The sequence below is a fragment of the Glutamicibacter sp. NPDC055354 genome, assembly GCF_053644955.1.
Window position 1 is genome coordinate 2,009,812 of sequence record NZ_JBSHMB010000001.1, and the last position, 24,532, is coordinate 2,034,343.

General features: G+C 62.9%; 26 protein-coding genes. 8 read left to right on the forward strand and 18 right to left on the reverse strand.

Annotated features, from left to right (window positions below):
- Nucleotides 1-134 precede the first annotated feature (134 nt).
- Nucleotides 135-1,637 (forward strand): D-serine/D-alanine/glycine transporter, encoded by a 1,503-nt coding sequence (cycA, locus tag ACWICV_RS09320; RefSeq protein WP_454090369.1) that lies wholly within the window; start codon nt 135-137, stop codon nt 1,635-1,637.
- Between the two features lie 168 nt (nt 1,638-1,805).
- Nucleotides 1,806-2,129, forward strand: a complete 324-nt coding sequence (locus ACWICV_RS09325) for a 4a-hydroxytetrahydrobiopterin dehydratase (RefSeq protein WP_359185145.1) — start codon at nt 1,806-1,808, stop codon at nt 2,127-2,129.
- On the opposite strand, the gene ACWICV_RS09330 is transcribed toward ACWICV_RS09325, so the two are convergent.
- The 4 genes from ACWICV_RS09330 to ACWICV_RS09345 form a co-directional block, all read right to left on the reverse strand.
- Nucleotides 2,113-3,168, reverse strand: a complete 1,056-nt coding sequence (locus ACWICV_RS09330) for an FUSC family protein (RefSeq protein ID WP_402471361.1) — start codon at nt 3,166-3,168, stop codon at nt 2,113-2,115. The two genes, ACWICV_RS09325 and ACWICV_RS09330, sit on opposite strands and share 17 nt — an antisense overlap.
- On the reverse strand, nt 3,165-3,617 hold the full coding sequence (locus tag ACWICV_RS09335; RefSeq protein WP_454090368.1) for a MarR family winged helix-turn-helix transcriptional regulator: 453 nt from the start codon (nt 3,615-3,617) through the stop codon (nt 3,165-3,167). Before ACWICV_RS09335 ends, ACWICV_RS09330 begins: the two co-directional genes overlap by 4 nt.
- 170 nt (nt 3,618-3,787) lie before the next feature.
- The gene (locus ACWICV_RS09340) at nt 3,788-5,311 is read right to left on the reverse strand and encodes a GMC family oxidoreductase (RefSeq protein ID WP_454090367.1); all 1,524 of its coding nucleotides are present in this window, start codon (nt 5,309-5,311) and stop codon (nt 3,788-3,790) included.
- 126 nt (nt 5,312-5,437) lie between these two features.
- A complete protein-coding gene (locus ACWICV_RS09345; RefSeq protein WP_332595217.1) occupies nt 5,438-6,415 on the reverse strand; it encodes an EamA family transporter in 978 nt (325 codons plus the stop codon).
- 124 nt (nt 6,416-6,539) lie between these two features.
- Between ACWICV_RS09345 and ACWICV_RS09350 the strand changes: the two genes are divergently transcribed.
- Both ACWICV_RS09350 and ACWICV_RS09355 read left to right on the forward strand, forming a co-directional pair.
- Nucleotides 6,540-7,091: a CGNR zinc finger domain-containing protein gene (locus ACWICV_RS09350; RefSeq protein WP_454090366.1), complete on the forward strand. Its 552-nt coding sequence runs from the start codon at nt 6,540-6,542 to the stop codon at nt 7,089-7,091.
- Between the two features lie 291 nt (nt 7,092-7,382).
- Nucleotides 7,383-7,691, forward strand: a complete 309-nt coding sequence (locus tag ACWICV_RS09355) for a hypothetical protein (protein WP_105656103.1) — start codon at nt 7,383-7,385, stop codon at nt 7,689-7,691.
- Between the two features lie 16 nt (nt 7,692-7,707).
- Here the strand turns inward: ACWICV_RS09355 and rraA are convergent, their stop codons facing one another.
- The 6 genes from rraA to ACWICV_RS09385 form a co-directional block, all read right to left on the reverse strand.
- Complete coding sequence (gene rraA, locus ACWICV_RS09360; RefSeq protein ID WP_454090365.1) at nt 7,708-8,184, reverse strand: ribonuclease E activity regulator RraA; 477 nt, start codon at nt 8,182-8,184, stop codon at nt 7,708-7,710.
- Nucleotides 8,185-8,267: 83 nt separating this feature from the next.
- Complete coding sequence (locus ACWICV_RS09365) at nt 8,268-9,662, reverse strand: amino acid permease (protein ID WP_454090957.1); 1,395 nt, start codon at nt 9,660-9,662, stop codon at nt 8,268-8,270.
- Between the two features lie 207 nt (nt 9,663-9,869).
- Nucleotides 9,870-10,163: a hypothetical protein gene (locus tag ACWICV_RS09370; RefSeq protein WP_286134039.1), complete on the reverse strand. Its 294-nt coding sequence runs from the start codon at nt 10,161-10,163 to the stop codon at nt 9,870-9,872.
- Nucleotides 10,164-10,201: 38 nt separating this feature from the next.
- Nucleotides 10,202-10,795 (reverse strand): DUF308 domain-containing protein, encoded by a 594-nt coding sequence (locus tag ACWICV_RS09375; protein ID WP_402471367.1) that lies wholly within the window; start codon nt 10,793-10,795, stop codon nt 10,202-10,204.
- 56 nt (nt 10,796-10,851) lie between these two features.
- Nucleotides 10,852-12,072, reverse strand: a complete 1,221-nt coding sequence (locus ACWICV_RS09380) for an alpha-hydroxy acid oxidase (protein WP_454090364.1) — start codon at nt 12,070-12,072, stop codon at nt 10,852-10,854.
- Between the two features lie 34 nt (nt 12,073-12,106).
- Entirely contained in the window at nt 12,107-13,420 is a 1,314-nt protein-coding gene (locus ACWICV_RS09385; RefSeq protein WP_448939049.1) for an MFS transporter, read from the reverse strand.
- Between the two features lie 130 nt (nt 13,421-13,550).
- Here ACWICV_RS09385 and ACWICV_RS09390 point away from each other — a divergent pair, with 130 nt between their 5' ends.
- From ACWICV_RS09390 to ACWICV_RS09400, 3 genes are read left to right on the forward strand one after another with little or no spacing between them, the layout of a single operon-like run.
- Nucleotides 13,551-14,186, forward strand: a complete 636-nt coding sequence (locus ACWICV_RS09390; RefSeq protein WP_105656097.1) for a GntR family transcriptional regulator — start codon at nt 13,551-13,553, stop codon at nt 14,184-14,186.
- 20 nt (nt 14,187-14,206) lie between these two features.
- On the forward strand, nt 14,207-14,569 hold the full coding sequence (locus tag ACWICV_RS09395) for a hypothetical protein (RefSeq protein WP_454090363.1): 363 nt from the start codon (nt 14,207-14,209) through the stop codon (nt 14,567-14,569).
- Entirely contained in the window at nt 14,547-14,702 is a 156-nt protein-coding gene (locus ACWICV_RS09400; protein ID WP_166650859.1) for a hypothetical protein, read from the forward strand. The genes ACWICV_RS09395 and ACWICV_RS09400 overlap by 23 nt, the downstream gene beginning before the upstream one ends.
- Before the next feature lie 29 nt (nt 14,703-14,731).
- Here the strand turns inward: ACWICV_RS09400 and ACWICV_RS09405 are convergent, their stop codons facing one another.
- Nucleotides 14,732-16,072: an MATE family efflux transporter gene (locus ACWICV_RS09405; RefSeq protein WP_332595220.1), complete on the reverse strand. Its 1,341-nt coding sequence runs from the start codon at nt 16,070-16,072 to the stop codon at nt 14,732-14,734.
- 152 nt (nt 16,073-16,224) lie between these two features.
- Between ACWICV_RS09405 and ACWICV_RS09410 the strand changes: the two genes are divergently transcribed.
- Nucleotides 16,225-17,058, forward strand: a complete 834-nt coding sequence (locus tag ACWICV_RS09410; RefSeq protein ID WP_454090362.1) for a hydrolase — start codon at nt 16,225-16,227, stop codon at nt 17,056-17,058.
- 41 nt (nt 17,059-17,099) lie between these two features.
- On the opposite strand, the gene ACWICV_RS09415 is transcribed toward ACWICV_RS09410, so the two are convergent.
- From ACWICV_RS09415 to ACWICV_RS09445, 7 genes are all read right to left on the reverse strand, one after another.
- Complete coding sequence (locus ACWICV_RS09415; protein ID WP_454090361.1) at nt 17,100-18,299, reverse strand: MFS transporter; 1,200 nt, start codon at nt 18,297-18,299, stop codon at nt 17,100-17,102.
- Between the two features lie 3 nt (nt 18,300-18,302).
- Nucleotides 18,303-19,073, reverse strand: coding sequence for a CPBP family intramembrane glutamic endopeptidase (locus tag ACWICV_RS09420; protein ID WP_105662070.1), 771 nt, complete (start codon nt 19,071-19,073; stop codon nt 18,303-18,305).
- Nucleotides 19,074-19,211: 138 nt separating this feature from the next.
- Complete coding sequence (gene aqpZ / locus ACWICV_RS09425; RefSeq protein ID WP_365942799.1) at nt 19,212-19,976, reverse strand: aquaporin Z; 765 nt, start codon at nt 19,974-19,976, stop codon at nt 19,212-19,214.
- Nucleotides 19,977-20,116: 140 nt separating this feature from the next.
- Entirely contained in the window at nt 20,117-21,448 is a 1,332-nt protein-coding gene (locus tag ACWICV_RS09430; RefSeq protein WP_454090360.1) for an SH3 domain-containing protein, read from the reverse strand.
- A gap of 237 nt (nt 21,449-21,685) precedes the next feature.
- Nucleotides 21,686-22,621 (reverse strand): cytochrome b/b6 domain-containing protein, encoded by a 936-nt coding sequence (locus ACWICV_RS09435; RefSeq protein WP_454090359.1) that lies wholly within the window; start codon nt 22,619-22,621, stop codon nt 21,686-21,688.
- 19 nt (nt 22,622-22,640) lie between these two features.
- Entirely contained in the window at nt 22,641-23,615 is a 975-nt protein-coding gene (locus tag ACWICV_RS09440) for an electron transfer flavoprotein subunit alpha/FixB family protein (protein ID WP_454090358.1), read from the reverse strand.
- 12 nt (nt 23,616-23,627) lie between these two features.
- Nucleotides 23,628-24,398 (reverse strand): electron transfer flavoprotein subunit beta/FixA family protein, encoded by a 771-nt coding sequence (locus tag ACWICV_RS09445; protein ID WP_402471386.1) that lies wholly within the window; start codon nt 24,396-24,398, stop codon nt 23,628-23,630.
- Between the last annotated feature and the right edge of the window lie 134 nt (nt 24,399-24,532).

Genomic DNA, 24,532 nt, shown 5'->3' on the forward strand with positions numbered 1-24,532 from the left:
CTTGCTAGGCACGCCAGCTGGCCCCCTCCCTATCGGATGTGCTCATCGAAGCGAGTCCCTGTGCTCCAAGCCATGAAGGCTTGGAGGCAGGACACCTTCGGGGCGTCACGCCACACTCCTGGAAGGCAACCAGCATGAGTACCACCAGTTCTGATCCCACTCTCGAGCGCGGGCTCTCCAATCGTCACATCCAGCTGATCGCCATTGGCGGCGCTATCGGCACCGGCCTGTTCATGGGCTCGGGCAAGACCATTTCGGTCGCCGGCCCGTCGGTCATCTTCGTTTACATGATCATCGGCTTCATGCTCTTCTTCGTCATGCGCGCCATGGGCGAGCTGCTGCTGAGCAACCTCGAATACAAGACCTTCGCCGACTTCGCCGGGGACCTGCTGGGCCCGTGGGCGGCGTTCTTCACCGGCTGGACCTACTGGTTCTGCTGGGTAGTCACCGGCATTGCCGACGTGGTGGCCATCGCCCACTACGTCGCCTTCTGGTGGGGCGACCTTCCGCTGTGGATCCCGGCGCTGGGCTGCATCGCACTGCTGCTGGTGCTGAACCTGGCCACCGTGAAGGCCTTCGGCGAAACCGAATTCTGGTTCGCGCTGATCAAGATCGTGGCCATCGGCGCGCTGATCGTGGTCGGCTTGGTCATGGTCATCACCGGCTTCGAGCACGACTCGGCCACCGCTTCCTTCTCCAACCTGTGGACCGAAGGCGGCATGTTCCCCACCGGCTTCATGGGCTTCGTCGCCGGCTTCCAGATTGCGGTGTTCGCGTTCGTGGGCATCGAGCTGGTTGGCACGACCGCGGCGGAAACCAAGGACCCCGAAAAGACGCTGCCCAAGGCGATCAATTCGATCCCCATCCGCATCCTGTTCTTCTACGTCGGAGCCTTGATCATCTTGATGACCGTGGAACCGTGGAACCTGTTCTCCGCCGAGCAGTCCCCGTTCGTGGGCATGTTCGCCCTGGCCGGCCTGGCCGGTGCGGCAGGCATCATCAACTTCGTGGTGCTCACCTCCGCGACCTCCAGCGCCAACTCGGGGATCTATTCGACCTCGCGCATGCTGCGCGGCCTGTCCATGGAAGGCGATGCGCCCCAGGGCTTCGCCAAGCTTTCCAGTCGCAAGGTGCCGAAGAACGCACTGATGTTCTCCTGCATGTTCCTGCTGGCAGGCGTCGCATTGCTCTACAGCGGCGACTCTGTGATGGGTGCCTTCACCCTGGTCACCACCGTCTCGGCCCTGTGCTTCATGTTCGTGTGGACCATCATCCTGCTCAGCTACCTGGTCTTCCGCGCACGCCGCCCGCATCTTCATGATGCTTCGAAGTTCAAGGTGCCCGGCGGGGTTGTCATGCCCTACGTGGTACTAGGCTTCTTCGGCTTCATCCTGTGGGCACTAACCACCCAGGCCGATACCTTCAGCGCCCTGCTGATCACCCCGGCATGGTTCCTGATCCTGGGCGCAGGCTACCTGTACATCCGCCGCAACCCCCAGCACCAGGCACTGCGCGCCGCGCACCTGGCGAAGGTGGCGCACGAACGCTATGAGGCCGCCGCCTACCGCGATGCGAAGTCCTTCTCCAAGCTTGAAGCGGAAACCGCCGCACAGGTTGCCGAGGACATCCGCCAGTAGCCCGAGCACTTGACAGCTGTCTCAGCCGGGCCCCGGCATCACCCGATGCCGGGGCCTAACTGCATAGTCGCTGGGATCGCTACCGCGATAGCCGGGGTCGATGCGATCATGATGGCAGGCAGCAACCACTTGCATAGTCCGACCCGCTGCCGCTTGGAGGAGAGAACCATGGCATCAACCGGTCCGTTACCGCGCTTCGAATTCGATCAGAGGCTGGGCGCCTTGCCTGATTGGAAGCGTGATGACTTGGGTTTGCGGGCCGCTTACCGTTTCGATTGCGCGAGCACGGCCTTGCAGTTCATTGTCCAGGTAGGCCTGCGCGCCGAGCAGGACAACCGGCATCCGCACCTGGAGTGGCGGGTTTCCATCGTCGAGCTGCGCCTAACGCACAACCAGCCCGAGCATCTGGGAGCACTGGACCTGGAATTAGCCCGCCATATCTCCATCGAGGCCGGCAAGCTCGAAGCGCAGGTGGTCACCGAGCACTGGTAGCCCCCGGCGTTCGGCCTTGGCGCCGGCGGGCCACCAGCAGCGAGATGGCGATGCTCTGCACCGCACCCACCAAGGCGCCCAGCGCCGTCATGAAGATGCGGTCGATGAGCAGGGACGCGGCCGGTTCAGGGCTGACCAGGTGGACCATGAGCAGTGCGGTGACCGTCATGAAGACCATCCCCACCGCATAGTTGCGCAGGATCACCAGCTCGATGACGAACTGCGAGGCCAGCGCAGCGGCCAGGATCACCCAGACCGGGGAATCGAAGGCGAAAACTATTGCGGTCAGCGCTACGCCAATGCAGGTGCCTGCGCAGCGCTGCAGCCCGCGGGCTACCCGCGCATAGGCATCAGCGCCGGTGACCGCGGCGATCGCGCCGAGACTGGCCCAGTACCAGTGGCCGTCGCTGAGCAGATGCCCTGCGATGCCCGCCAGCAGCACGCCCGAGCCCATTTGGAGCGACTGGGCCATGGCCAGGGGCGAGGGCGCCCAGGCATATCCGGAGCGCAGGGTATGGAGCAGGTTGGCTTTGCGCATCGACAGGCCAAGCATCAGCAGCATGCTGAAGGCCATTGTTCCGCCGCCGGCCAGCAGCACCCCGGTGAAGCTTTGCGAACTGGCCGGGATGCCCAGGCAGGCGCCGCCGGCGAAGACCGCGAAGACCGGTCCCGGCGGCATCCAGCGCGCGGCATGGGAGACGTAGTTGGCGCCAAAACCAATGAATGCCAGCACTAGCACACGTACCGGGAACGGTGCCTCGATAAGCGAAAAACAGGTGCCCAGCAGCATCGCGGCCAGTTGCACGATGCCTGCCGAGAACTGCTGCCAGAAACGCGGCGCGTACGCGTCGAAACGGCCGAAGACCGCGCAGAAGGCGCCGAACGCTGCATACATTGCCCAGTCAAGGCGGCCAAGGCCGGCCAACAGGATCAGCGGCGCGGCCAGGCTGATCGTCGCCTTGGCTGCCGGGATGAGCGACGGGCGGTGCGGGGCCACGACGACGCTGCGCTGCACTATTTCTTCCAGGTGGCGCTTCACTGGCGTGCCTCGCCGTCCTGCGTAGCGACCAGCTGCAGCAAGGCGCGCAGCTGCTCCCGCTGCGGCTCATCCAATGCGCCGAAGACCTTGGCTTCGTTATGCGAGGCAGCCTCCATCGCCTGGGCAGCGAATTTCCGGCCCTCGGGAGTCAGCGTGATGACGTTGCGGCGGCGGTCCTCCGGATCAACTTCGCGTTCCAGGATCCCACGGCTCGACAGCTGATCGAGGTAGGCCACCAAATGGCCGCGGTTCACATTCGAGCGATCTGCCAAGTCGTTCTGGGAGATGCCGCCGAACTCCTCCAGCGCGCAGATGATGGTGAAATGATGCCGGGACAAGGACTCGGATTCCATCAGCTCGGTGAGCTCCTGGGTGCCGATGCGTCCGGCTCGGGCGGTGAGATAGCTCAGCGAGTTCCATTGGAACTGCGGAATCCGGTGTTCGTTCATCCTTTCAAAATATCATTTCAGATTGAAACGATTTCGCCCTGAAGCAGTTTATTCGATGTATCTCACACGCAGCTGGCGCGCGTTCCATCGCCAGCTGCGGTCCGCGGAATCGTCGTCTTTTGGAAGGTGAGGGCTCGTTCTCCTTGGCCACGGCCATAGTGCGCCGCCTGTCAGAGCCGAAGATCAGCCAAGAGGAATTTGGCGCCCAGTTCGCCGATGAGGATGGCCGGGGCATTGGTGTTGCCGGTGGTGATCTTGGGCATGATCGAGGCATCGATGACGCGCAGCCCTTCCAAGCCGCGTACCCGCAGCTGCGGATCCACCACGGCCTGCGCATCCGTGCCCATGCGGCAGGTACCCACCTGGTGGTGGTAGGTCACGACGTTGTTCCGAATGTAATCCTCCAGCTGCTCATCGCCGCGTATTTCTTCGCCCGGGTAGATTTCCCTCGCTCCCCAGTCCCCGGCCAAGGCATCTTGCTCCACCATCGCGCGGCATTGCTTCATCGATACCAGGAATGCCTGCATATCCCGCGGATCATCCAGCGCATTCAAATCGATGTTCACCGGGTCATCCAGGCCGGGCCCGCCCAGGGTGATTTCGCCGCGGCTGTGCGGGGTGACGATCCCGGAGTGCAAGGTGAAGGCAGTGCCATCGACCGGTTCCATGCCCGGGGAGTACATGGGCACGGCGAAGAAGATCGGCTGGGTGTCCGGGCGATCCAGGCCCTCGTGGGATCGGGTGAACATGTGCGATTGCGAGACGGAGACCCCGGCACGCGGGGCGGGTATCGCGCGGGTGGTGGTTTCGGCAATCACCGGTGCCAGCAGGTGGTCATGCAGGTTCTTTCCGACCTGATCCAGCTCATGCAGCGGCATGACGCCCGCGGCTTCGAGCTCGGCCACCGGGCCGATGCCTGAGCGCAACAGGATTTGCGGGGATCCCAGGGCACCGGCGCTGAGCACCACCTCATCCGCGCGCAGCTCCTGCAGCTGCCCGCCGATCCGATAGCGCACGCCTACAGCGGATCCGGATTCGAGGATCACCGAATGCACCTCGGCGTCCGTGATGATTTCCATGCACTCGCGCACCGGCTTCAGATAGGCCTTCCAGGTATTGATGCGTTCGCCGCCAGCAACGTTGATCTGCTCCTTGGAAACGCCTTCCAGCTGCTCGCCGTTGTAGTCGGGATTGAATCCGATTCCGGACTGCACCGCGGCGTCGATAATCGACTGGTGGATCTCATCCAGCTCGTAGTCGTTGTCCACCGGCACCAGCCCATCGCTGCCGTGGAATTCGCTGGCGCCGCCAGAGAAGTTCTCGATTTCCTTGTAGATCGGCAGGACATTCTTCCAGGCCCACTGCTCGCCGCAGTCCTTGGCCCAGTCATCGAAATCCTGCGGGGCGCAGCGCACCCAGATGGTCGCATTCAGCGCGTGGGAACCGCCGAGCACCTTGCCCCGTGGCAGGTGCATCGGTTTGTTCGCTGCCCCGGCCATCGGGACGGTGTGGTAATCCCAGTCGTCCTTGCTATGCCACAGCTCGCCCATGCGCGAGAGGTCGTGGATGGCAGGGTTGGTGTCCTCGGAGCCAGCTTCGAACAAGGTCACCCGCGCCCCGGCATCCACGAGCCGGCGCGCGACCACCGAGCCAGCCGAACCTGCGCCTACGACTATGACCGACTTGCTGCCCATGGGTTTTCCTCCAGCTAGGATGCCTGCGAAACTTGTTTCTCCCAGCCTGTACAGGCCAACGGGTTTTCCCTTGGCATCCGGCGCACAACAATTGGCATCGCGTGCGCGTTTTACCCTACGGGCCGCTTAGATCCCCTTGCGTGCCGCACGCAGTTCATCGACACGCACCAGCACCACGCCGCACACAATCAGCAGGCCGCCGAACAGCTGCACCGCACCCGGCAGCTCGGAGAGCAGCAGCCAAGCCCACAGCACCGCGAAAAGCACCTCGGTCAACGAGATGAAGCTGGCCACCTTGGACCCCAGTTCCCGGGCGGCCATCACCCCGGTGGTGTAGGAGAACACGGTGGCGATCAGGATCAGCCCGGTCAAGGCCAACCACCACGGGGTTTCATATCCAGCAAATGATCCGCTGCCGGCGGCCCACTGCATTGGAAGGATTCCCAAGCCGCCAACCAGCAGCATGGTTAGCGCGCCAACGGCCATGCCACCGGCCGACAGCATGATGGGTGGCAGCGCGCCATCGACCTTGGCGCTAATGAAGAAGTAGACCGTCAGGCCCACCGCTGCCCCCAAGCCCCAGAGCACGCCGATAGGATCAATCCGCGTGGCGCCGGTCAGATCCAGCACCGCCACCAGGCCCGCCAATGACAATAGGGTGCCAGCGATCGTTGCCGCCGACGGGCGCTTCTGGTGCTTGGCCCAGAGCACCAGCACGATGAGCACCGGAGCCAGATACTCCAGCAGCAAAGCCACCCCGACATCCAAGCGCTGCACCGCCAAGAAATAGCACAGCTGGCAGGCTCCCACTCCAAACAATCCGAAGAGCACAATCGACACCCAGTTGGTGCGCAGCAACGTCCAGCGGCCGCGCATCGCCAGGACCGCAGGGATCGCCAGGACCAGCGCGGCGCCGGCCATGCGTGCGGCCACGGCCGCAGTGGGACTCCACCCTGCTTCGAAAAGCCCCTTGGCGAAGGAGCCGGAAATCCCGAAGGCCGCGGAGGATGCCAGCGCAATCCAGATCCCCCGGGACTGGCTTTGACGCAGTACTGGACTGCCGGCAGTGGCGGCCGGAAGGCCGGAATCAGACAGGTCGCTCATGAGGATCTTTGAAGTCTTTCGCGGAGAATTTCATGCCGCCGTTCAGAGGCAAATGGGGGTATGAGCATGACGATACGGTTAGGCTTGAGTGGCAGTCAATCTACCCAGCTTCCAGGAACGAATTATGACCTTTGCCCCAGATATCGAAGCTTCATTGAAGTCCGTGGTGAACCTTCTGAATACCGAGGTGCAAATCGTGGATATGCTCTCCACCGTTGCTGATCTCGATGAGTTCCTTGATGCCGAGAATTTCGAAGGCTCCCGCGCGCACAACCAGGCAGAGCTTCGCTCCATTCGCCAGTTGCGTTCCCAGCTGAAGAACATCTGGATAGGTACCGAAGAAGAATCCGTCTTCCGGGTCAATGCGATCCTGCGCAACGCCAACGCCCAGCCTCAATTGATCAAGAGCGAATCGCTGGGTTACCACCTGCACGCCACCACCAACAGCACCCCGCTCTACGACCGCATGGCCGTGGACGCCGCGATGGCACTGGCGGAAGTGATCCGCTCCGGCGGATTGCAGCGTCTGCGGATCTGCGCCTCGGAGGACTGCGAGGCGGCCCTGCTGGATCTGTCGCGCAACCGCTCCAAGCTGTACTGCAATACCGGCAACTGCGCCAACCGCGAGCACGTGCGCGCCTACCGTGCGCGCAAAGCCGGAAAACGTATCGACTAGCCAGAACCCCGACACTGAGCACACCAAGTCTAGTTTCGTCCGTGATCGGCCAGCGCCCCTGCGCGCTTCATCGCCGCAGCGTGGCCGAGTAGCTCGCTGTGGCCTCGGGCCCACCGCCCATGCCCGTGACCAGCGCGGAGCGCCTGTCATGGCCATCAGGTTTCCTGCATGGGGGGCCAGCACGTGGCCAAAATGGCGTTGGGTGATGCCCCTCGCCTTTTACCTTGCCCGGGCCATATGATGAACACACAACCGGGATACCGGCAGTTGCAGTAGTGGAAGGGGCAGGTCATGACTCAGGAAACCCACGCTTCGGATGATTACGAGGCACGAATAGAAGCAGCTGAGAGCGGACCATTGAAAGCCGCGGCCCGTTGGGTTGTAGCTCTGGCTTCTGCCACGCTGGGCGATGCAGAGTACGAAGCGAACGAGCCCCAGGTAGTCGTGCATTCCCGCCAAGATGATTCGGTGCTTCTGCGCATGACAACCTCCAGCCTCGAAGAAGCTGAGCGGCTAATCGTCCAGATTCGCGCGGACTTGGAGGCTTTGGGCACCGAGGAATTCAAGGCGGAGTGGGAAGGCGCAGGCGACAAGCCCTAGCTAGATGGGCTAGCGGCTAGTTCTCGACAAGAATCCCGTCGATATCCGCGTACACCATCGCGCCCGGCCGGACCTTCACATCTCCGATGCTGATCACTTCATCCACCGAACCGTGCGAGCGCTTGACGGTTTTGCGCGGGTTGCTGCCTAGTGCCTTGATCCCGAGTTCCATTTCAGCCAGTGCCGCACGGTCGCGTACGGCGCCGCTGATGATGACCCCGGCCCAGCCATTAGCTTCGGCATTCGCGGCAATCATGTCACCCATCAGGGCGTAACGCAGGGATGCTCCCCCATCGACCACGAGCACTGCGCCATTGCCCGGGAAGCTCAGGATCTCCTTGACCAGGCCGTTGTCCTCATGGCACTTCACGGTACGTGCCGGCCCGTGGAAGGACAGCCGCCCGCCGAAGTCCTGGAATTGAGCCGAGAAGGACTGCAGTGCATCCCCATGCTGGTCGTAGAGGTCGGCGGTGCTGATCGGTTCCTGGTGCATGGTGTTTCCTTCATGAGCTGCGATAGTGGTCCAACACACAGCTTAGCCCGCAGTGCCCGCAACCCCAGCGCATGACGAAAGTGTCAGAGATTCAGTTCCGCTTCATAGGCCTTGGCGTCCAAGGCGCCGAGGCGCGAATTGCGGCGGCCGAAGCCCAGATAGATCGCAGCTCCCACAGCCATCCAGATGGCGAAGACCAGCCAGGTGATGCCAGCCAGGTTGAACATCAGGAACAGGCAGGCAGCGATGCCCAGAATCGGGGTCACCGGATACAGCGGGACGCGGAAGGTCCGCGGGGTGTCCGGCTGGGTTTTGCGCAGGTACATTACCGAGACACCTACCAACGAGAAGGCGAACAGGGTGCCGATGCTGGTCGCTTCGGCCAGCTGGCCCAGAGGAATCAGCGAGGCGGCAATGGCCACGACCGCGCCGGTGACGTAGGTGCCGATGACCGGGGTGCTGGTGCTGGGCGAAACCTTGGCGAAGAAGCGAGGGATCAAGCCGTCGCGGCCCATGGAGAGCAGGATGCGGGTCTGCCCGTACAAGGTGGTCAGCACCACCGAGACGATCGCGATCACCGAAGCCAGGGCGAAGGCCAAGACCATCCACTTCTGTCCGGTGATCTCGGAAACGATCTGCACCAGGGCGGCTTCCGATTCGGCGAACCAGTTCCACTCCCGGGCGCCAATGGCGGCTACAGCAACCAGCACGTAAATGGTGGTTACCAGCACCATGGCGATCATGATTGCCCGCGGCAGGTCCTTCTGCGGATTCTTGGCTTCCTCGCCGGCGGTCGAGGCCGCGTCGAAGCCGATGTAGGAGAAGAAGACCATGGACGCTGCCCCGGTCACGCCCGCGGCGCCCATGGGCAGCAGCGGAGCGAAGTTCCCGGCATTGAAAGCGGTGAAGGCGACCACCACGAAGAAGACGAGGATGGCGATCTTCACGATCACCATGACGGTGTTGGCCAGGGCCGATTCGCGGGCACCGCGAACCAGCAGCAGGGTCGCCAAGATGACCACGATCAATGCCGAGAGGTTGATGACACCGCCGTCGCCCGGACCGGCGGCCAGGGCCTGGGGCAAAGCCAGGCCGAAGATCTCCAGCGTCTGGTTCACGTAGGCGCCGGCACCCACCGCCACCGCTGCCGCGGAAACTGCGTATTCCAGCACCAGGCACCAACCGCACACCCAGGCCATGCCTTCGCCCAGCGTGGCGTAGGAATAGGAATAGCTGGAGCCGGAGACCGGGACCATGCCCGCCATTTCGGCATAGGAGACCGCCGAAAGCAGCGCGGTGATGCCGGCAAGCACGAAAGCGATCCAGATCGCCGGGCCGGCGACCGGAACGGCAGATCCGAGGATCACCAGGATGCCGGTGCCCAGGGTGGCTCCGACGGAGATCATGACCAGCTGGGTGACGCCCAGCGAGCGCTTGAGCGTCCCGAGCCCGGCGTTGTTCGCGGCGTCGTTGGCCATCGCCTGGATGGACTTGCGCCGTCGCAGCTGCTTGCCCAGTGGGGTGCGGCCATGCTGCTCAGAGATACTCGTGCTACTCACTTGAAATCCTTGGTGCGTGCTTGAGGCGTCCTGCCTCGATCAATTGGCCCGGCAAACGACAACGCGCTGGGACTATCTGTGGATGGACAGTCCCAGCGCGTCATGCCGCGTGGCTAAGCTTTATTATCAGTCTTCAAACTTCTTGTCCGGGTTGGATGAGGATCGGTTTACCCCGGTCCCCTTTCCCAGGTCAGGATCATTGTCCTTGGCGGCCATGGTCATCACCGAGATGACCAGCAGGCTTGCGACAAAGGCGATGCCGAAACAGGCCAAACCGATATCGAAGCGCAAGGGATTCTGCGATCCGCCGGTGGAGCTAACCAGGCCGACCACGCCGGCGACGATGGCCAGGATCAGCGAGAAGCTCAGTGGGCCCTTGATTGACTGGCTCCACGGTTGCTTCTTCTTGTTGTTTCCCACCAGGAACTCCGTTTCTACTTTTACTGCAGACCTAAAGACTAGTTGCTTTCCTGGTCCGGCGAATTGATCGTGGTCGGGGCGGCTGCCTTCATTTCATGGCGATGGCCGAAGGCGGCAATCAGCGCGAAAACGGCCAGAACGATAGTTCCGCCGCCAATCAGGCCGAACAATGCGTGCGCATCCATGCCACCGCTGAAGCACAGCGAAATGGCCAAGATCACGCCCACCGCGCCGGAAACCAGCTGGTTCCTGAACGGCGGGAAGGCCTCGCGATGCTTGGCAAAGACGATGAGCTCGGCAATGCCTCCGGCCAGGAATGCAAAGGCACCCACATAGCCGACCCAGGCAATCGAGCTGACGAAGATGGTGGCAATACCAGCCAGAAGCATCAGTCCCGCACCCAGCGCGTAGGGGGCGCGCGACTTCTCCGGCGCGCTTTCCACAGATACGTACTGCCACATGAACACGCCAGTGACAACGAGGAACGCTGCCGTCGAGTAGGTGACAACCTTGTCATCTGCGCCGATCCAGAAAATCGACATCAGGGCATAGGCCAGGGCCGTCAGGCCGCGCAGGAAGACCGGGCGGAAAACATCTGAAGCTTGAACTGGGGTGGTTTTTGGTGCAGGCACAATTTCTATTCTACCGCTCATAGAACTAACCGCCACTTCGCCCGGGGTTAATCACATCAGCCACGGCGGCGAATCAGCGACTGGTCCAGATCCCCGATGCTCGCCGCGCCCATCAGCTGCATAGTCACTTCCACTTCCTTGGCCAGCAATTCGATGGCACGGCTGACGCCTTCCTCTCCCCCAGCCATCAGGCCGTAGAGGTAGGCGCGGCCAATCAGCACGAAGTCCGCTCCGGCACACAGCGCGGCGACAATGTCCGCGCCGGACATGATGCCCGAATCCATGATGATTTCCATGTCCTCACCGACTTCGGCACGCACTTCGCCCAAGGCCTCGAAGGCGATCGGCGCGCGGTCCAGCTGCCGTCCGCCGTGATTGGAGACCACCAGTCCGTCAGCACCGGCGGCCTGTGCCTTGGCAGCGTCTTCGCTGGTGAGCACGCCCTTGACGAAAAGCTGGCCCTTCCACAGCTCGCGGATCCATTTCAGATCCTCGAAGTCCAAGGAGGAATCGAACATGGAGTTGATGATCGTTGGCAGGTCTGCCGACGTATCCGACAGCGATGCGAACTTCAGCGAATCGGTGGTCAGGAAGTTGTACCACCATTCGGGTCGGTACGACGCATCGAGCACGGTCTTCACGGTCAATTCCGGCGGGATCTTCATGCCGTTGCGGGTATCGCGGTGGCGCTGGCCGGCTACCGGGGTGTCCACGGTGACCAGCAAGGTGTCATAGCCCGCTGCAGCAGCACGTTCCACCAGCGCCCTGGACTTTTCCCGGTCCTTCCACAGGTAGAGCTGGAACCATTTGCGGCCCTCGGGTGCCGCCTCGGCGACCTCCTCGATGGATCGGGTGCCCATGGTGGACAGGCTGAAGGGAATCCCTGCTTTCTGGGCAGCCCGCAAGCCGCCGATTTCGCCCTCGGAGTGCATGAAGCGGGTGAAACCGGTGGGGGCGATGCCGAAGGGCAATGCCGATGGGGCACCGGCAATGGTGGTGGAAAGATCCGACTGCGCGGTTCCGTGCAGGATTCGCGGCAACAGCTCAACGTTGTCGAACACCGCTCGGGCGCGGGTCGCGGTGATTTCTCGCCCGGCAGCGCCATCTACATAGTCGAAGGCCGCGGCGGGGGTGCGGCGCTTGGCGATCTTGCGCAGATCCCAGATGTCGGCGGCACCGGCCAGCCGGGCGGCGCGAGGGCTAGTGCTGGGGAGTTTGAACTTCATCAGGCTGACCAGTTCGGCCACGTCGGGCAGTTGGCGCTTGAGATTACCCATGGATTGTTCCTTTACTTCGGTAGAAATTGCCGGTCTAGTACAGGGTGCGCGAGCTTGCGCGGGTGCCGATGAAGATTGCAATGGCCGAGGACAGGCAGCACAGCGCCAGGTATCCCGCTGGCATCGCGATGGAGCCGTTGCCCGCTTGCAAGAGCGCGGCGGCAATCAGCGGCGAGAGCCCAGCGACGATGGCGCCGTTCAGTTCGCGCGCGATGGCAATCCCGGAGAAGCGCACCGAGACGGGGAACAGCTCGGTGAGGAAGGCCCCTTGGGCACCGGAAGTGCACGGGATCACCAGCGCGTAGCCGGCGGCGATGCCCAGGAATCCGAAGGCGAACTCGCCGGTGGAGATCAGTGCGAAGATCGGGAAAGCCAGGACCAAGCCTGAGATATTTCCTGCCGCCAGCACCTTGGAAGCGCCGAACCGATCGGCCAGCCAGCCGCCCACCGGCGTGAGCAGTACGGAGACCAAGGAGCCCAGGGTGACCGCCAGCAACGCATGGCTGCGTTCCATGCCGCTGGTGACCATCAGGCTCAGCGCGAAGACCGCAAGGATGTAGTTCACCGCGTTGTGCCCGGTGATGGCCAGGAAGCCCAGGGCGACGCGGCGCCAGTGCGCGGCGAAAACCTGCACGATGGGGAGCTTGGCCTGCTGCTGCTCGGCACGGGCCGAGGCCATGGCGGCGGCATAGTCAGGGGTCTCTTCCAGCTTGTTGCGGATGTAGATGGCCACGACGAACAGCAGTGCCGAGACCAGGAATGGGATGCGCCAGGCCCACCCGAGCAGTACCTCGTCACCGGCCAGCGAGACCAGGAAGAAGCACACGGTGGCCAGGGCGATGCCCAGCGGCGGGGTGGAGAGCACCAGCGAGGTGTAGAACCCGCGTTTTCTCGGCTCCACGTATTCGGCCACCAGCGTCATGGCACCGGTCAGTTCCGCGCCAGCGCCGAATCCTTGGATCAGGCGCAGCAGCACCAGCAGGCCCACGGACCACACGCCCCAGGTCTGCGCGGTCGGCAGCAGGCCGATGCCCACGGTGGCGATGCCCATCAGGATGACCGAGAGCAGCATGGCCGGGCGGCGCCCGAACCGGTCCCCCAGGTGGCCGATGAGCACACCGCCCAGCGGGCGGGCCACGAAGCCCACCGCGAAGGTCGCAAAGGACGCGATCGAGGCCGCCGCTTCTCCGGCTCCGGCGAAGAACAGCGGACCGATCACCACCGATGCGGCCGCGCCATACAGCGCGTAGTCGTACCATTCAATGGCCGTGCCGAAGACAGAGGCGAACAGGGCCCGGCGCCGGTTTCGCGCTTGCTGCGTGCTGGCAGAGTTCTGGGTGATCGGCACAGTCGTAGTCCTTGCGATAAAGTGGTGTTCCGTAAGATACCTGAAATATATTTCATCCCAGACTAGAGTGTTGCCCAGAGCGATAGCTAGATCAGGTCGCCAAGTTACGCCCCTTAGGAATCGGAAAACCATGGCCAGCTCGCTCTCCGAACAGCTCACGCTCACCTTGCGCGAACGCATCAACCGCGGGGAACTTGCCCCGGGAAGCCTGATCATCGAACCGGCACTGGCCCAGGAGTTCGAGGTCTCCAAGACCCCGGTGCGCGAGTCCCTGCGCCAGCTCACCAGCGAGGGCCTGCTGCAGGTGCTGCCCAAGAAGGGCTATCTGGTTCGCGCCATCTCGATGAATGATGTCTATGAAGTCCTGGAACTGCGCAGCTTGCTCGAACCGCATGTGGCGGGGCAGGTAGCCAGCATGCATTCGGCAGCGCTTGTAGTTTCCCTGGCCGGGCACCTTGAAGCCCAGCAAAAGCTGGCGGTCTCCGACCCCATTGCCTCCATGCATGCCGCCCAGTGCTTCCATAGCGAACTGGCCGCGGCATCGCGCAACTCCCGCATTGTGGACAGCCTGGAGAACTGCTTCACGCAAACCGCCCGAGCCCACTACGTCTTGCCTTCCATGCAGCCATACATGTCCCAATCGGACGAGCTGGCCGAGCACCAGTCGATCTTTGCCGCCATACAGAATTCAGATCCTTCAGCGGCCGCCGAGGCCATGACGCTGCATCTGGAATCCATCCGCCGAGCCATGCTGGGACATCACTAGCGGCCAACCACTGGTGCATCATGGGAAAGGCACACAGCATCGCCGTGCTTGCCGGCGCTGGCGTCAGCACCGATGCCATGCCAGAAGGCCTGCGCTCACTGAACGAGTCCGCTGACGACTTTCTGGTTCAAGCTGGATCCAACGCCAAGCACAGGCAGATGATGCCCGATAACCGGATTGAGCGGCTTGGCGTGCATGACTCGCTCTTCTCCTGCGCCGTGGGCAGCCTGCTGCAATTCCGCCAGCCAGGGGACGTGGACTTCCTCGTGGTCCGCGAGAACATCTTCGAAGGCATCGAACGCCGTCATCCGGAAAACGGTAGCGTCCTGTACCGGTATCGGCCACGCCCTCGAATACGCATTGGAGCTCGCGCAAACCGGTAGCGCCAAGCACCTGACCAGCCCAGCGCAACAGCTCGTTGCCCAGCCCGGATCCGGGTGCCGGGGCACCACCAGCTCACTGGACCATGCGGTCACCCATGAGATTGCCGCCCAGGCAATGGAGCTCCAGGAGTAATCGGTGGCGAGCGGCCCGGTGGCCTGGGTTCAGCTGCCCAACCGCATCCAAGCGCTGTTCCTGGCACGCAGGGACAGGCTCACGCCGCGAGCTGCCATGTAGCCGATGGCGAAAGCAACCCAGATCCACAAAATCGCTGACGTGGAATCCTTGGCAAAGACCTGAACCGCCCAGAGCATCGGCACGTAGAGAACAAGGTTCGCTACACCTACCAACCCGAGATAGCGGGCATCCCCCGCACCGATGAGCACGCCGTCCAGCACGAACACCAAACCGCACAACGGCTGGGACAATGCCAGCACCCATAGCCCAACGGTGGTCAGCTGGCGGATCTGCTCATCCGGGGTGAAGATCATCGGGAAGACCCACGAGGTGGCAAGCAGCAGGATCCCGGTTACCACGCCGAAGCAGATGCCCCAGCGGCTCATGATCCCCGTGAGCTTGCGGACCTGCTCTGCATCCCCGCGGCCCAGCTCCTGGCCAATCATGGCCTGGGCCGCAATAGCCAACGCATCCAGTGCAAAGGCCAGGAAACTGAAGATCGTGAAGACCAGCTGGTGCGCTGCCAGTGTCTGGGTGCCGGCGTTGGTGGCGACAAGAACCGTGAGGAGCAACGCCGCGCGCATGCTCAGGTTGCGCAGCATCAACCAGGAACCGACTTGCCCGGTGGAAATGAACCCGGACCAGCTCGGCGCCATGGAAATTCCTTGCTTGCGGATTCTTGGCAAGATCATCCACAAATACACCACCGCCATCATCCACTGGGCGATCGATGTGCCAAGCGCGGCACCGGCTACGGACATATCGGCCCAGTAGACCAGCACGAAGTTCAGGACGATATTCAATCCGAAGCCAGCGGTGGCCACGATCAACGGTGTTTTCGTGTCCTGCATGCCACGCAGCACGCCGGTGGCTGCCAGGACCAGCAGCATCGCGGTCAGGCCAGGCATCGAGTAGCGGATGTAATCGACGGCGAATCCAGCGGTTTCCCCTTCGCCGCCCATCAAGCCCACAAGCCGATCGGCACTGAAGTATCCGAGCAGCGACAGCACCACCCCGAGGACTATGGCAAACCACATGCCATCACGCCCCGCCGCCATGGCCTTGCCGGGGTTGCCTGCGCCCAGGGCCCTGGCTACAGCTGGCGTGGTGGCATAGGCCAAGAAGATCATCAACCCCACCGCAGTGTGCAGCACCGTGGTGCCCAGTGCGGCGCCGGCCAGCTCGGCCACACCAAGGTGGCCCACGATGGCCGAATCGGCCATCAAGAACAGCGGCTCGGCGATCAAAGCACCCAAGGCGGGAACTGCCAAGGCAAGGATCTGCCGGGCCAAGCTCCGCGGGGATTCGGTGGGGGTTGAAGGATTCACAACCTCAACTCTACGAAGCAGAGTGGACTTTCACCATTTGCTTGCGCGCAGGAGGATTCCCGGTGCAGTCCTCTTTCCTGCGTCCGGAGCGAGTACTAGGTTTGGAAGCAAGCAGGGCACAGCCAGCACCGCCACCAGAAAACAGGTTTCCCATGGGACAAGAACAGATTGGCCATTGGCAATGCGCGGGTTGCGCCGTGGAGTTCCCGCCGGGCCCGCAACCCACCGGCACCTGCCCCATCTGCGCCGATGAACGCCAGTATATTCCGGGCGGAATCCAGCGTTGGGTGCGCACCGAAGACCTGGCAGCAGCCGGCCACCAGCTGACGATCACTTCGCTGGAGCCGGGACTGAATGCGATTGCTTCTCCCGAAATCGGCATAGTCCAAAGCTCCTTACTCGTGGAGACCACCGCGGGCAACCTGCTCTTCGACGTGCCCGGGCTGATTACAGGAGAAATCATTGATTGGCTGGATAGCCGCGGAAAGCTGGCGGCCATTGTGGCGAGCCATCCGCACATGTACGGGGTGCAGCAGCAATACAGCCAGGCGCTGGGTGATGCGCCGATCCTCGTCGCCGAGAAAGATGCGCAGTGGGTCCAGTATTCCTCAGCCGCCGTCAGGACCTGGTCCCAGCCTTTTGAGGTGCTGCCCGGGATCAGGCTGATGCAGCTCGGCGGCCACTTCCCGGGCAGCACTGCGGCTGTTTGGGAAGCAGGGGCCGATGGCCGCGGAGTCCTGCTGGCTGGCGACGCGATTTTCCCCGTGGCCGATGGCAATGCGACCTTCTTGCGCAGCTACCCCAACCGCATCCCGCTCTCGGCTGCCGTGGTGCGGCGCATGGCCAAGGATCTGGAGCCGGTGAAGTTCGACCGCCTCTACAACAACTTCGCCGCCTGCATCCAGGCCGATGCCCACCGGGTGGTCCAGTTCTCTGCGGAACGCTATGCCAGGTGGGTATCAGGAGAATTCGACGATCTGACCTGATATTTCGCGCAAAGTTGAGTATTCCGAATGCGGAATATGAATTATCCGCGAAGGGATGGGTCCCTTTTGGAGAGCAAGGAAGCCATGATCAGGGCAACCACCTGCAACGCGCCAACACAGAGCACGACGCTGGCCCAGCCGTAGTGCATGAAGGGGATGCCGATGAGCCAGCCAAGCAGTGACGAGCCCACGTAGTAGAACAAGTTGTACAGGCTGGAGGCCTGTGCCCTGGCTTCGGTGGCCAGCACCGGCACCCACCCGCTGGCGACCGCGTCGGCCGCGAAGAAGCCAGCGGTGAAGATCAGCAACCCGCTGATGATCACGACCAGGTTCCCGGCCAGGGTCAGCAGCAAGCCCAGGGCGCTGGTGAGAATGCTGATGCGCAGGGTATTTCGCCGTCCAGCCTTGGCGACGAGTTTGCCGCTGGCCACCGAGGTGTAGGTTCCAGAAAGGTAGGCCAAGAAGACCAGTGCCGCCCACGAAGCCGGAATCAGGTAGGGCGGTGCTTCCAGCCGGAAAGCCAGGTAGTTGTAGACAGCCACGAATCCGCCCATGAGCAAGAATCCCTGGGCATAGACCAGTGCCATTTTGCCGTGCAATGCATGTGCGAACTTCTTGGCGATGCTGCGCAGGTTCTGGCCGTGGATGGGGTCGAAGCCCTGGGCGCTGGGCGCCTTGAACAGGAAGAAGAGCGTCGCCAGGCCGGCCATGATGCTCACTGCCGCGACCCCCCAGCGCCAGCCGGCGGGGTCTGCGACAAAGCTGGCGACCAAGCGTCCGGCCAGCCCGCCAAGGGTGTTGCCGGAGATATAGGTGCCGCTGGCCACGGCAACGGCTCGCGGATTGACCTCGTCAACGAGGAAGGCCAGTGCAGAGCCGGGAACACCTGCCAAGGCAATTCCCTCGAAGAACCGGATCGCCACCAGGAACTCGAAGCTTGGCGACAGGCAGCTGAGCAGTCCCAGGGCAACCGAAGAGATCAGGGCGATGCTGATGACCTTGCGGCGCCCGACGCGGTCGGAAATGATGGCCCATGGAGTCACGGCCAACGCCAGCCCCAGTGTCGCTGATGAAACGGCAAGTGCCGTGTGCGAAGAGCTGATGTGGAAATAGCCGGCGATCACCGGCAGCAGCCCCTGCACCGCATAGAGCTGGGAGAACGTGGCAACGCCGCCGGCAAAAAGCGCCAGCAGCATGCCCCGATAGGCGGGGGTGTTCGGTTCGAGTCCGGTAAATGCCACTGCCTAGGCTCCCACAGGAAGCAGCGGGTAGATCAGGTACACCACCAGCAACGCTACTGCATTGTTAATGACATGCAGCATGTAGGAGTAGGCCAGCGACTTGCCGCTGAGGATGTAGGCAACACCCATCATGACGCCCAGCATGAAGTACGGCACGACTTCCAGCCAGGAGCCGATGCCCGCGCCAATGAAGTGGATGCTGGCGAACAGCACCGTGGAGATCAGTGCGCAAATCCAGACGTTGAGCTTGCGTGAAAGCTTGCCAATGAGCAGATGGCGGAACAGGTATTCCTCGACGAATGGGCCGAAGAGCGCAGTGACGACCAGCATGACCGGCAGCGGCACCGTTCCGGCCATGGATTCCAGGGCCGCCTGGTTCTCGCTGGTGGCCGCTTGGCCCGTCAATGCGGCGATGATTCCGTTGGCCATGATGGTCAGGAACCAGCCACCGGGCAGCATCAGCCATTTGGCCCAGGGGTGGTAGCGCATGGTCTTGAACGACTCGAAGAACTGCGGACCGCACTGGATCATCGCGAGAATGAAGAAGGTGACATACAGGATCAGGTTGATCCCGAACAGCGCCTGTTCCTGGGTGGAGAAGGCGCCCATGTAGCCAGGGATCAAGCCGATGAGGCCTGCTGCGCCCCCGACAAAGAAGACGAGGTAGGCAAGAACTGTCCAGAAGTCGCCCTTGGTGAATTGCCCGGCGTTGAAGACGCGTTGCTTGGGCCGCGGAGCCGAATAGGGGTTCATGTACTCTGGCCGTTGTTGCATATGACAAGCCTAATCGCCTTCCATGTGGATTTCCCAAGTTCATCGTTCCACGTGAAAGGACGAACCCAGTCCGGCCGACGTCGAAGTCTGCTGGACTGGGTTCAGCGAGCTGCGGTAACCGCGAGCTCCCATCATCTGCTAGTTCTTGTCGAAACCTTCGCGACCCTTGTCCACGAAGGCCGGGAAGAGCACCTTGTAGCTGACACCGGCAATGGCCGCACCGATAACCGGTGCCAGGATAAACAGCCATACCTGGCCCAAGGCTTCCGGGCCGGCGAACCATGCGACGCCCAGGGAACGTGCCGGGTTGACCGAGGTATTGGTGATGGGAATGGACACCAGGTGGATCAGGGTCAATGACAGGCCGATAGCGATCGGCGCGAAACCCTGCGGCGCGCGCTTGTCGGTGGAGCCGAGGATCACGTACAGGAAGATCGCAGTCAAAACGATCTCTGCGACCAGTGCCGCAACCAGCGAATAGCCATCTGGTGATCGCTCCCCATAGCCATTGGAAGCGAAACCGGATTCGACTGCGTTGAATCCGTCCTTGCCCGAAGCGATCCAGAACAGCACGGCACCCGCCACCGAAGCAGCGACGATCTGCGTGACGATGTACGGGAGGACATCCTTCCACGGGGTGCGCCCGGCAAAGGCCGTGCCCAGGGTGACGGCAGGGTTGAAATGGCCGCCGGAGATATGCCCTACTGCGTACGCCATGATCAGCACAGTGAAACCGAAAGCCAGAGCTACGCCCAGGAATCCGATGCCCATGTTCACGGTTTCATCTGCAATGACCTTGGCCGCGAAGATCGCTGAACCACAGCCGCCGAAGACCAGCACGAATGTGCCCAAGAACTCGGCCGAAAGTTTTGCGCCGGTCGTCGGCGCGGATGTATCTGACATGTCTTGTTCCGTTCCTCAAAAGGTGACGCGAGTTCCATGACAGCAAGAGCTGTAACCTAAGGCTACTGGAAGAATTCTCTATTGGAGGATCTGCGACGTTCATTTTCGACAATGGTTTGTGGCCGGCCATGACATGGGAATTATTTGCCGACATATTCGAAGTGCCATGCTTCGGCGTATGGATTCCTGCTTCCGTTAGCGCGGAATTCTTCCAGATTTTTCCGGTGGATCCAGTTGTATTTCTTGGTGTTGGCTTTCAGCCACTTGTAGTACTTGCCCTTGAACGAATAGCTGTAGGTCTCCGGGACGTCGATGGCCAGTCCCCAACCATGGTTCGAGGTGCCCGGTTTGGCCGCGATGTAGTGGCCGAGCTCCTGGTAAAGGAATTTCTGCGTATCCAGGGTGCGGTAGGCCAGATCAATATCCAGATTCTTCCCGAATTTCTTCTTGAAGGCCGAGTTCAGCCGGCCCAGGTCCGCAGCGGCCGGGGCGGCGACGAGCGTTTTCTCCTTGTCCCAGTGCAGGGCCACCAGCATCGACGCGGGCAGCTTCCCGTTGGCTTGCTTCAGTACCATGGCGCGAGTGATTTTTGAGGTGTTGCTGGTTTTGGCGTTGGTGCTGGGCTTCAGCGCTGAAACTTTCATCCAGCCATCGGCCCCCTGGGTGCGCACGTAGTACCAGCCGGAGACCTGGCCAGCTTTCCTTTCCCAGACCTTATCCCGATAGACGATCGAGTTCTTCGGGATATCACCGATGCGCTTCTTGCCCTTGACGGAAGCAAACAGGTCTGCGCCGGATGACTTGATGAAGTAGCGGTCAGACAGGCCAGCGCGGTTGGTGGTGTACGGGCCAGCGTCGATGGCGCAGCCCTTGGAACAGGTCGTGACGTAGGTGCCGGAGATCCATCCGGTCTTGCCCTGGGTGGAAATCTTGTACCATCCGTTGGTTGCCTTGGAACTCGCGTAGGCTGGCTGCCCCTTGCTGATCTTCCCAACGACGGCGTGCCCGGTTCCCGCCCCCTTGCGGATATTCATCGTCGATTTCGGGGTGACCCACAGCTTCACGCTTTTCGCCCGCGGCGAGGTTTTGCCGGTGCCGGAGGTCTTGGTGACCTTGGTGTATTTGTTGGAGATCCACCCGGTCTTCTTGTTGTAGGTGACTTGGTACCAGCCGTTGGACGCTTGGGACTTGACGGTGACGGTCTTGTTCTTCGGGATGGTCAGGACAACGCGGTACTTGGTGCTGGAACCGGAGCGCATATTCAGATTGCTCGTGGTCTTGACCTGCACCACCCGTTTGGCGGCGTGCACCTGCAGGGTTGCTGGCGCTGCAAGTTGCGTGGATGGCTGGGCGGCTGGGATTGCCTGCGCGGCACTGGCTGGCATCAGGCCGCCGAAGGCCAGCGCACCGGCCAGCAACACGCCAGCGGTGGACACGGCGAATTGTCGAGGGGAACTGAAGAGTGTTTTCACGGCGGTGGAGTCTTCCGAAAGGCGCGGGCTTGGCTGGTGTCCTGCGCAAAGCCGTTCTCGGTGCGAGCGAGGTTGCCGATTCGGCGCCAGACATCATTAATAATGCAACAGCCACAGCGAATCGGGAACACCGCCACAGGCCACCGGTCACGGGCAGGCAAAAACCGGCGCTGTGCAGGATTTTTTCCTGCCCAGCGCCGGTTTCGGCGTTTCAGTGCGTTGCCCGCGGGCGAGCCGCTACTTGGAGATCTTGCCCGACATCCCGGCCAGGGCCCGGATGACCACCGGCTTGCAGGCGAACCAGGCTCCGGCGGTCACTGCAACGGCCAGCAGGAACATGATGACACCCATCCAGCCGTCGTCGCTGCGGGCGGCGAACATGTGGTTCAGGTTCGCCCGCGCACCAGTGAGCAGCACCAGCAGCACATGCATCACCAGGAAGCCGACGAAGAACAGCATGGCCGGGAAGTGCACCTTGCGGGCGGCTTCCATGGGGAATGCCTTATCCAGTTTGGCCGGCCAGGCCGGGGACATGCGCAGCCCGGTGATGGCGGAGACCGGGGCGGCCAGGAATACGATTGCGAAGTAGGCCAGCACCTGCAACGCGTTGTAGTTCAGCCAGCCGTTCTCGCTCGGCCAGTCCAGCGACAGGTATTGCACGCCGGCGCTGAACGCGTTCGGGAAGATGTCCCAGCTGGTCGGCACGATGCGCATCCACGCGCCGGTGGCGAACAGCAGCACAATGAACACCACGCCATTGACGATCCACAGCACATCCAGGCTCAGGTGCAGCCAGATTTCCAGGCTGATCTTCTTAGGCTTGGTTTTGGTCTTGAACAGGCCGGTGTTATTCCGGGTCCAGTAGGCCTTCGGCCTAGCCGTGGTGCGGATCAGCCAGCCGGAGCGGATGATCAGCACCAGGAAGAAAGCATTCAGGAAATGCTGCCAGCCCAGCCAGGCGGGGATGCCGGTGGGGGCGTTCTCCGGCAGCTCCGAGTGCCCCGGATAGGCGGCAATAAATTGCTCCCCTGCTCCGGTTCCACGCCACCAGCGGGCGGCCAGCACCAGCAGGGCCAGGACAACCACCACTGCGGCGGCGATCCAGATCTTCTTCAGCGCCGGGTTGCCCGCCGTCGTGGCGGTGCGGGCGCCCTCCTTGGTTGTCAGCGACATGGAAACGATTCTCCTTGGTCTAGCCGGCGTTGGCCGGCTGCTTGGACTCCAGCAGCGCGGTGAGCTGCGGGAGGATCTCGAAGAGGTCGCCCACGATGCCTAAATCGGCAATGTCGAAGATCGGTGCGTCCTCGTCCTTGTTGATGGCCACGATGCGCTTGGCGGTCTGCATGCCGGCCAGGTGCTGGATGGCCCCGGAGATGCCCACTGCCACGTAGAGGTCCGGCGAGACGCTGACACCGGTCTGCCCGACCTGGTGGCTCTGCGGGATGTAGCCGGAGTCCACGGCGGCACGCGATGCGCCCAGTCCTGCACCCAGCGAGTCGGCGAGCGCTTCGATGAGCGCGAAGTTCTCCTTCGAGGCCACGCCGCGGCCACCGGAGACCACGATCTTGGCGGCGCGCAGCTCCGGGCGGGAAGAGGCGGCGGCCAGCGGGGTCACGGATTCGATTTCTGCCGAGGCGGCGGTGGCCACCTCGATGGCGGCGGAATCCACCTGGGCGGTGGCGGCCGGCAGCGGCTCGGCGCCGCTGGAAGCCACGGTGATCAGCGGGATGCCGGAACCTGCAGTGGATTCGGTGACGTAGGTGCCGCCGAAGACCGAGTGCGTGGCGGCGATGCGGCCATCGCGCTGCGCCAGCTCGACCGCTTCGAGCACTACCGGGTTGCCGGTGCGCACCGAGAGCCGGCCGATGACCTCGCGGGCCACGGCGCTGGTCGAGGCGAGCAAGGCGGCCGGGGCGTAGGCCTCGATGGCAGCCTGCAGGGCGGCGACGGCGCTGGCTGCCGGGTGGGCAGCAGCCTGCTGGGTTTCGCCGATGAAGACCTGCGCGGCGCCCTGCGCGGCGAGGGCGGCGGCGGTGCCGTCGCGGTCAGCGGAGGCGGCCACGGCCACCGGGGTGCCCAGCTGGGATGCCAGGGCCAGCAGGTGCGCGCCGCTGGCGGTCGGGGTGCCGTTCTCGGCCAGTTCGATGTGTACCAGGATGTTCGTCATGTCGTTGGTTCCTTAGATCAGCTTCTCGGCGGCCAGGTAGGCGGCAAGTTCCTGCGCGCCCTGTCCCTCGTCGATGATTTTCACGCCGGCGGTGCGCGCCGGGCGGGCGGCGGAGGAGAGCATCAGGTTGCCTGCTGCATGCTCCGGCGCGCTCAGGCCCAGCTCGGCGGTGCCCTGCACGGTGACCGGCTTGCGCTTGGCGGCCAGGATGCCCTTGAACTTCGGGAAGCGGGCCTCGCCCATGCCCTCGGCCACGGAGATGACCGCCGGGGTGGCCGCGCGCAGCGCGGTGGTGCCCGAAGCATCGGAGCGGGTGCCGCGCACGGTGCCGCCGGAGATCTCCAGGGTGCCCAGCGGGCCGAGGAACGGAAGGTTGAGCAGTTCGGCGATCATCGCCGGGACCACGCCGCCACGGCCGTCCGTGGACTCGTTGCCGGCCACGATCAAATCGGCATCGAGCGCGGAGAGCGCCTGGGCCAGGGCCCGGGCGGTGGCCAGCGCATCGGAGCCTGCCAGTGCGTCGTCCTGCACGTGCACCGCCTTGTCGGCACCCATGCTCAGGGCCTTGCGCAGCGCTTCGTTGGCGGCGGCCGGGCCCATGGTCACCACGGTGATTTCCACCGACTTGTCCGCGTCCTTCTGCTTCAGCGCGGCTTCCAGCGCGCGTTCGGTGATCTCATCGATCACGCGGTCGCTGGCGGCACGGTCTGCCCGACCATCGGAGGTGAGGTGGCGGCCTTCTTCGGTGTCCGGCACCTGCTTGATCAGCACTGCAATCTTCATGGTTTGCTCTTTTCTCGGTTCGATTCCACACCCGGCGCAGCCGCGTGGCGCGGGTCACGTTTCTGAAATACTATAACTAGATTCTAGTTTTTGTCTAGGGCGGGGCACGGACCGCGTTGACGCCGCCTGAGCAC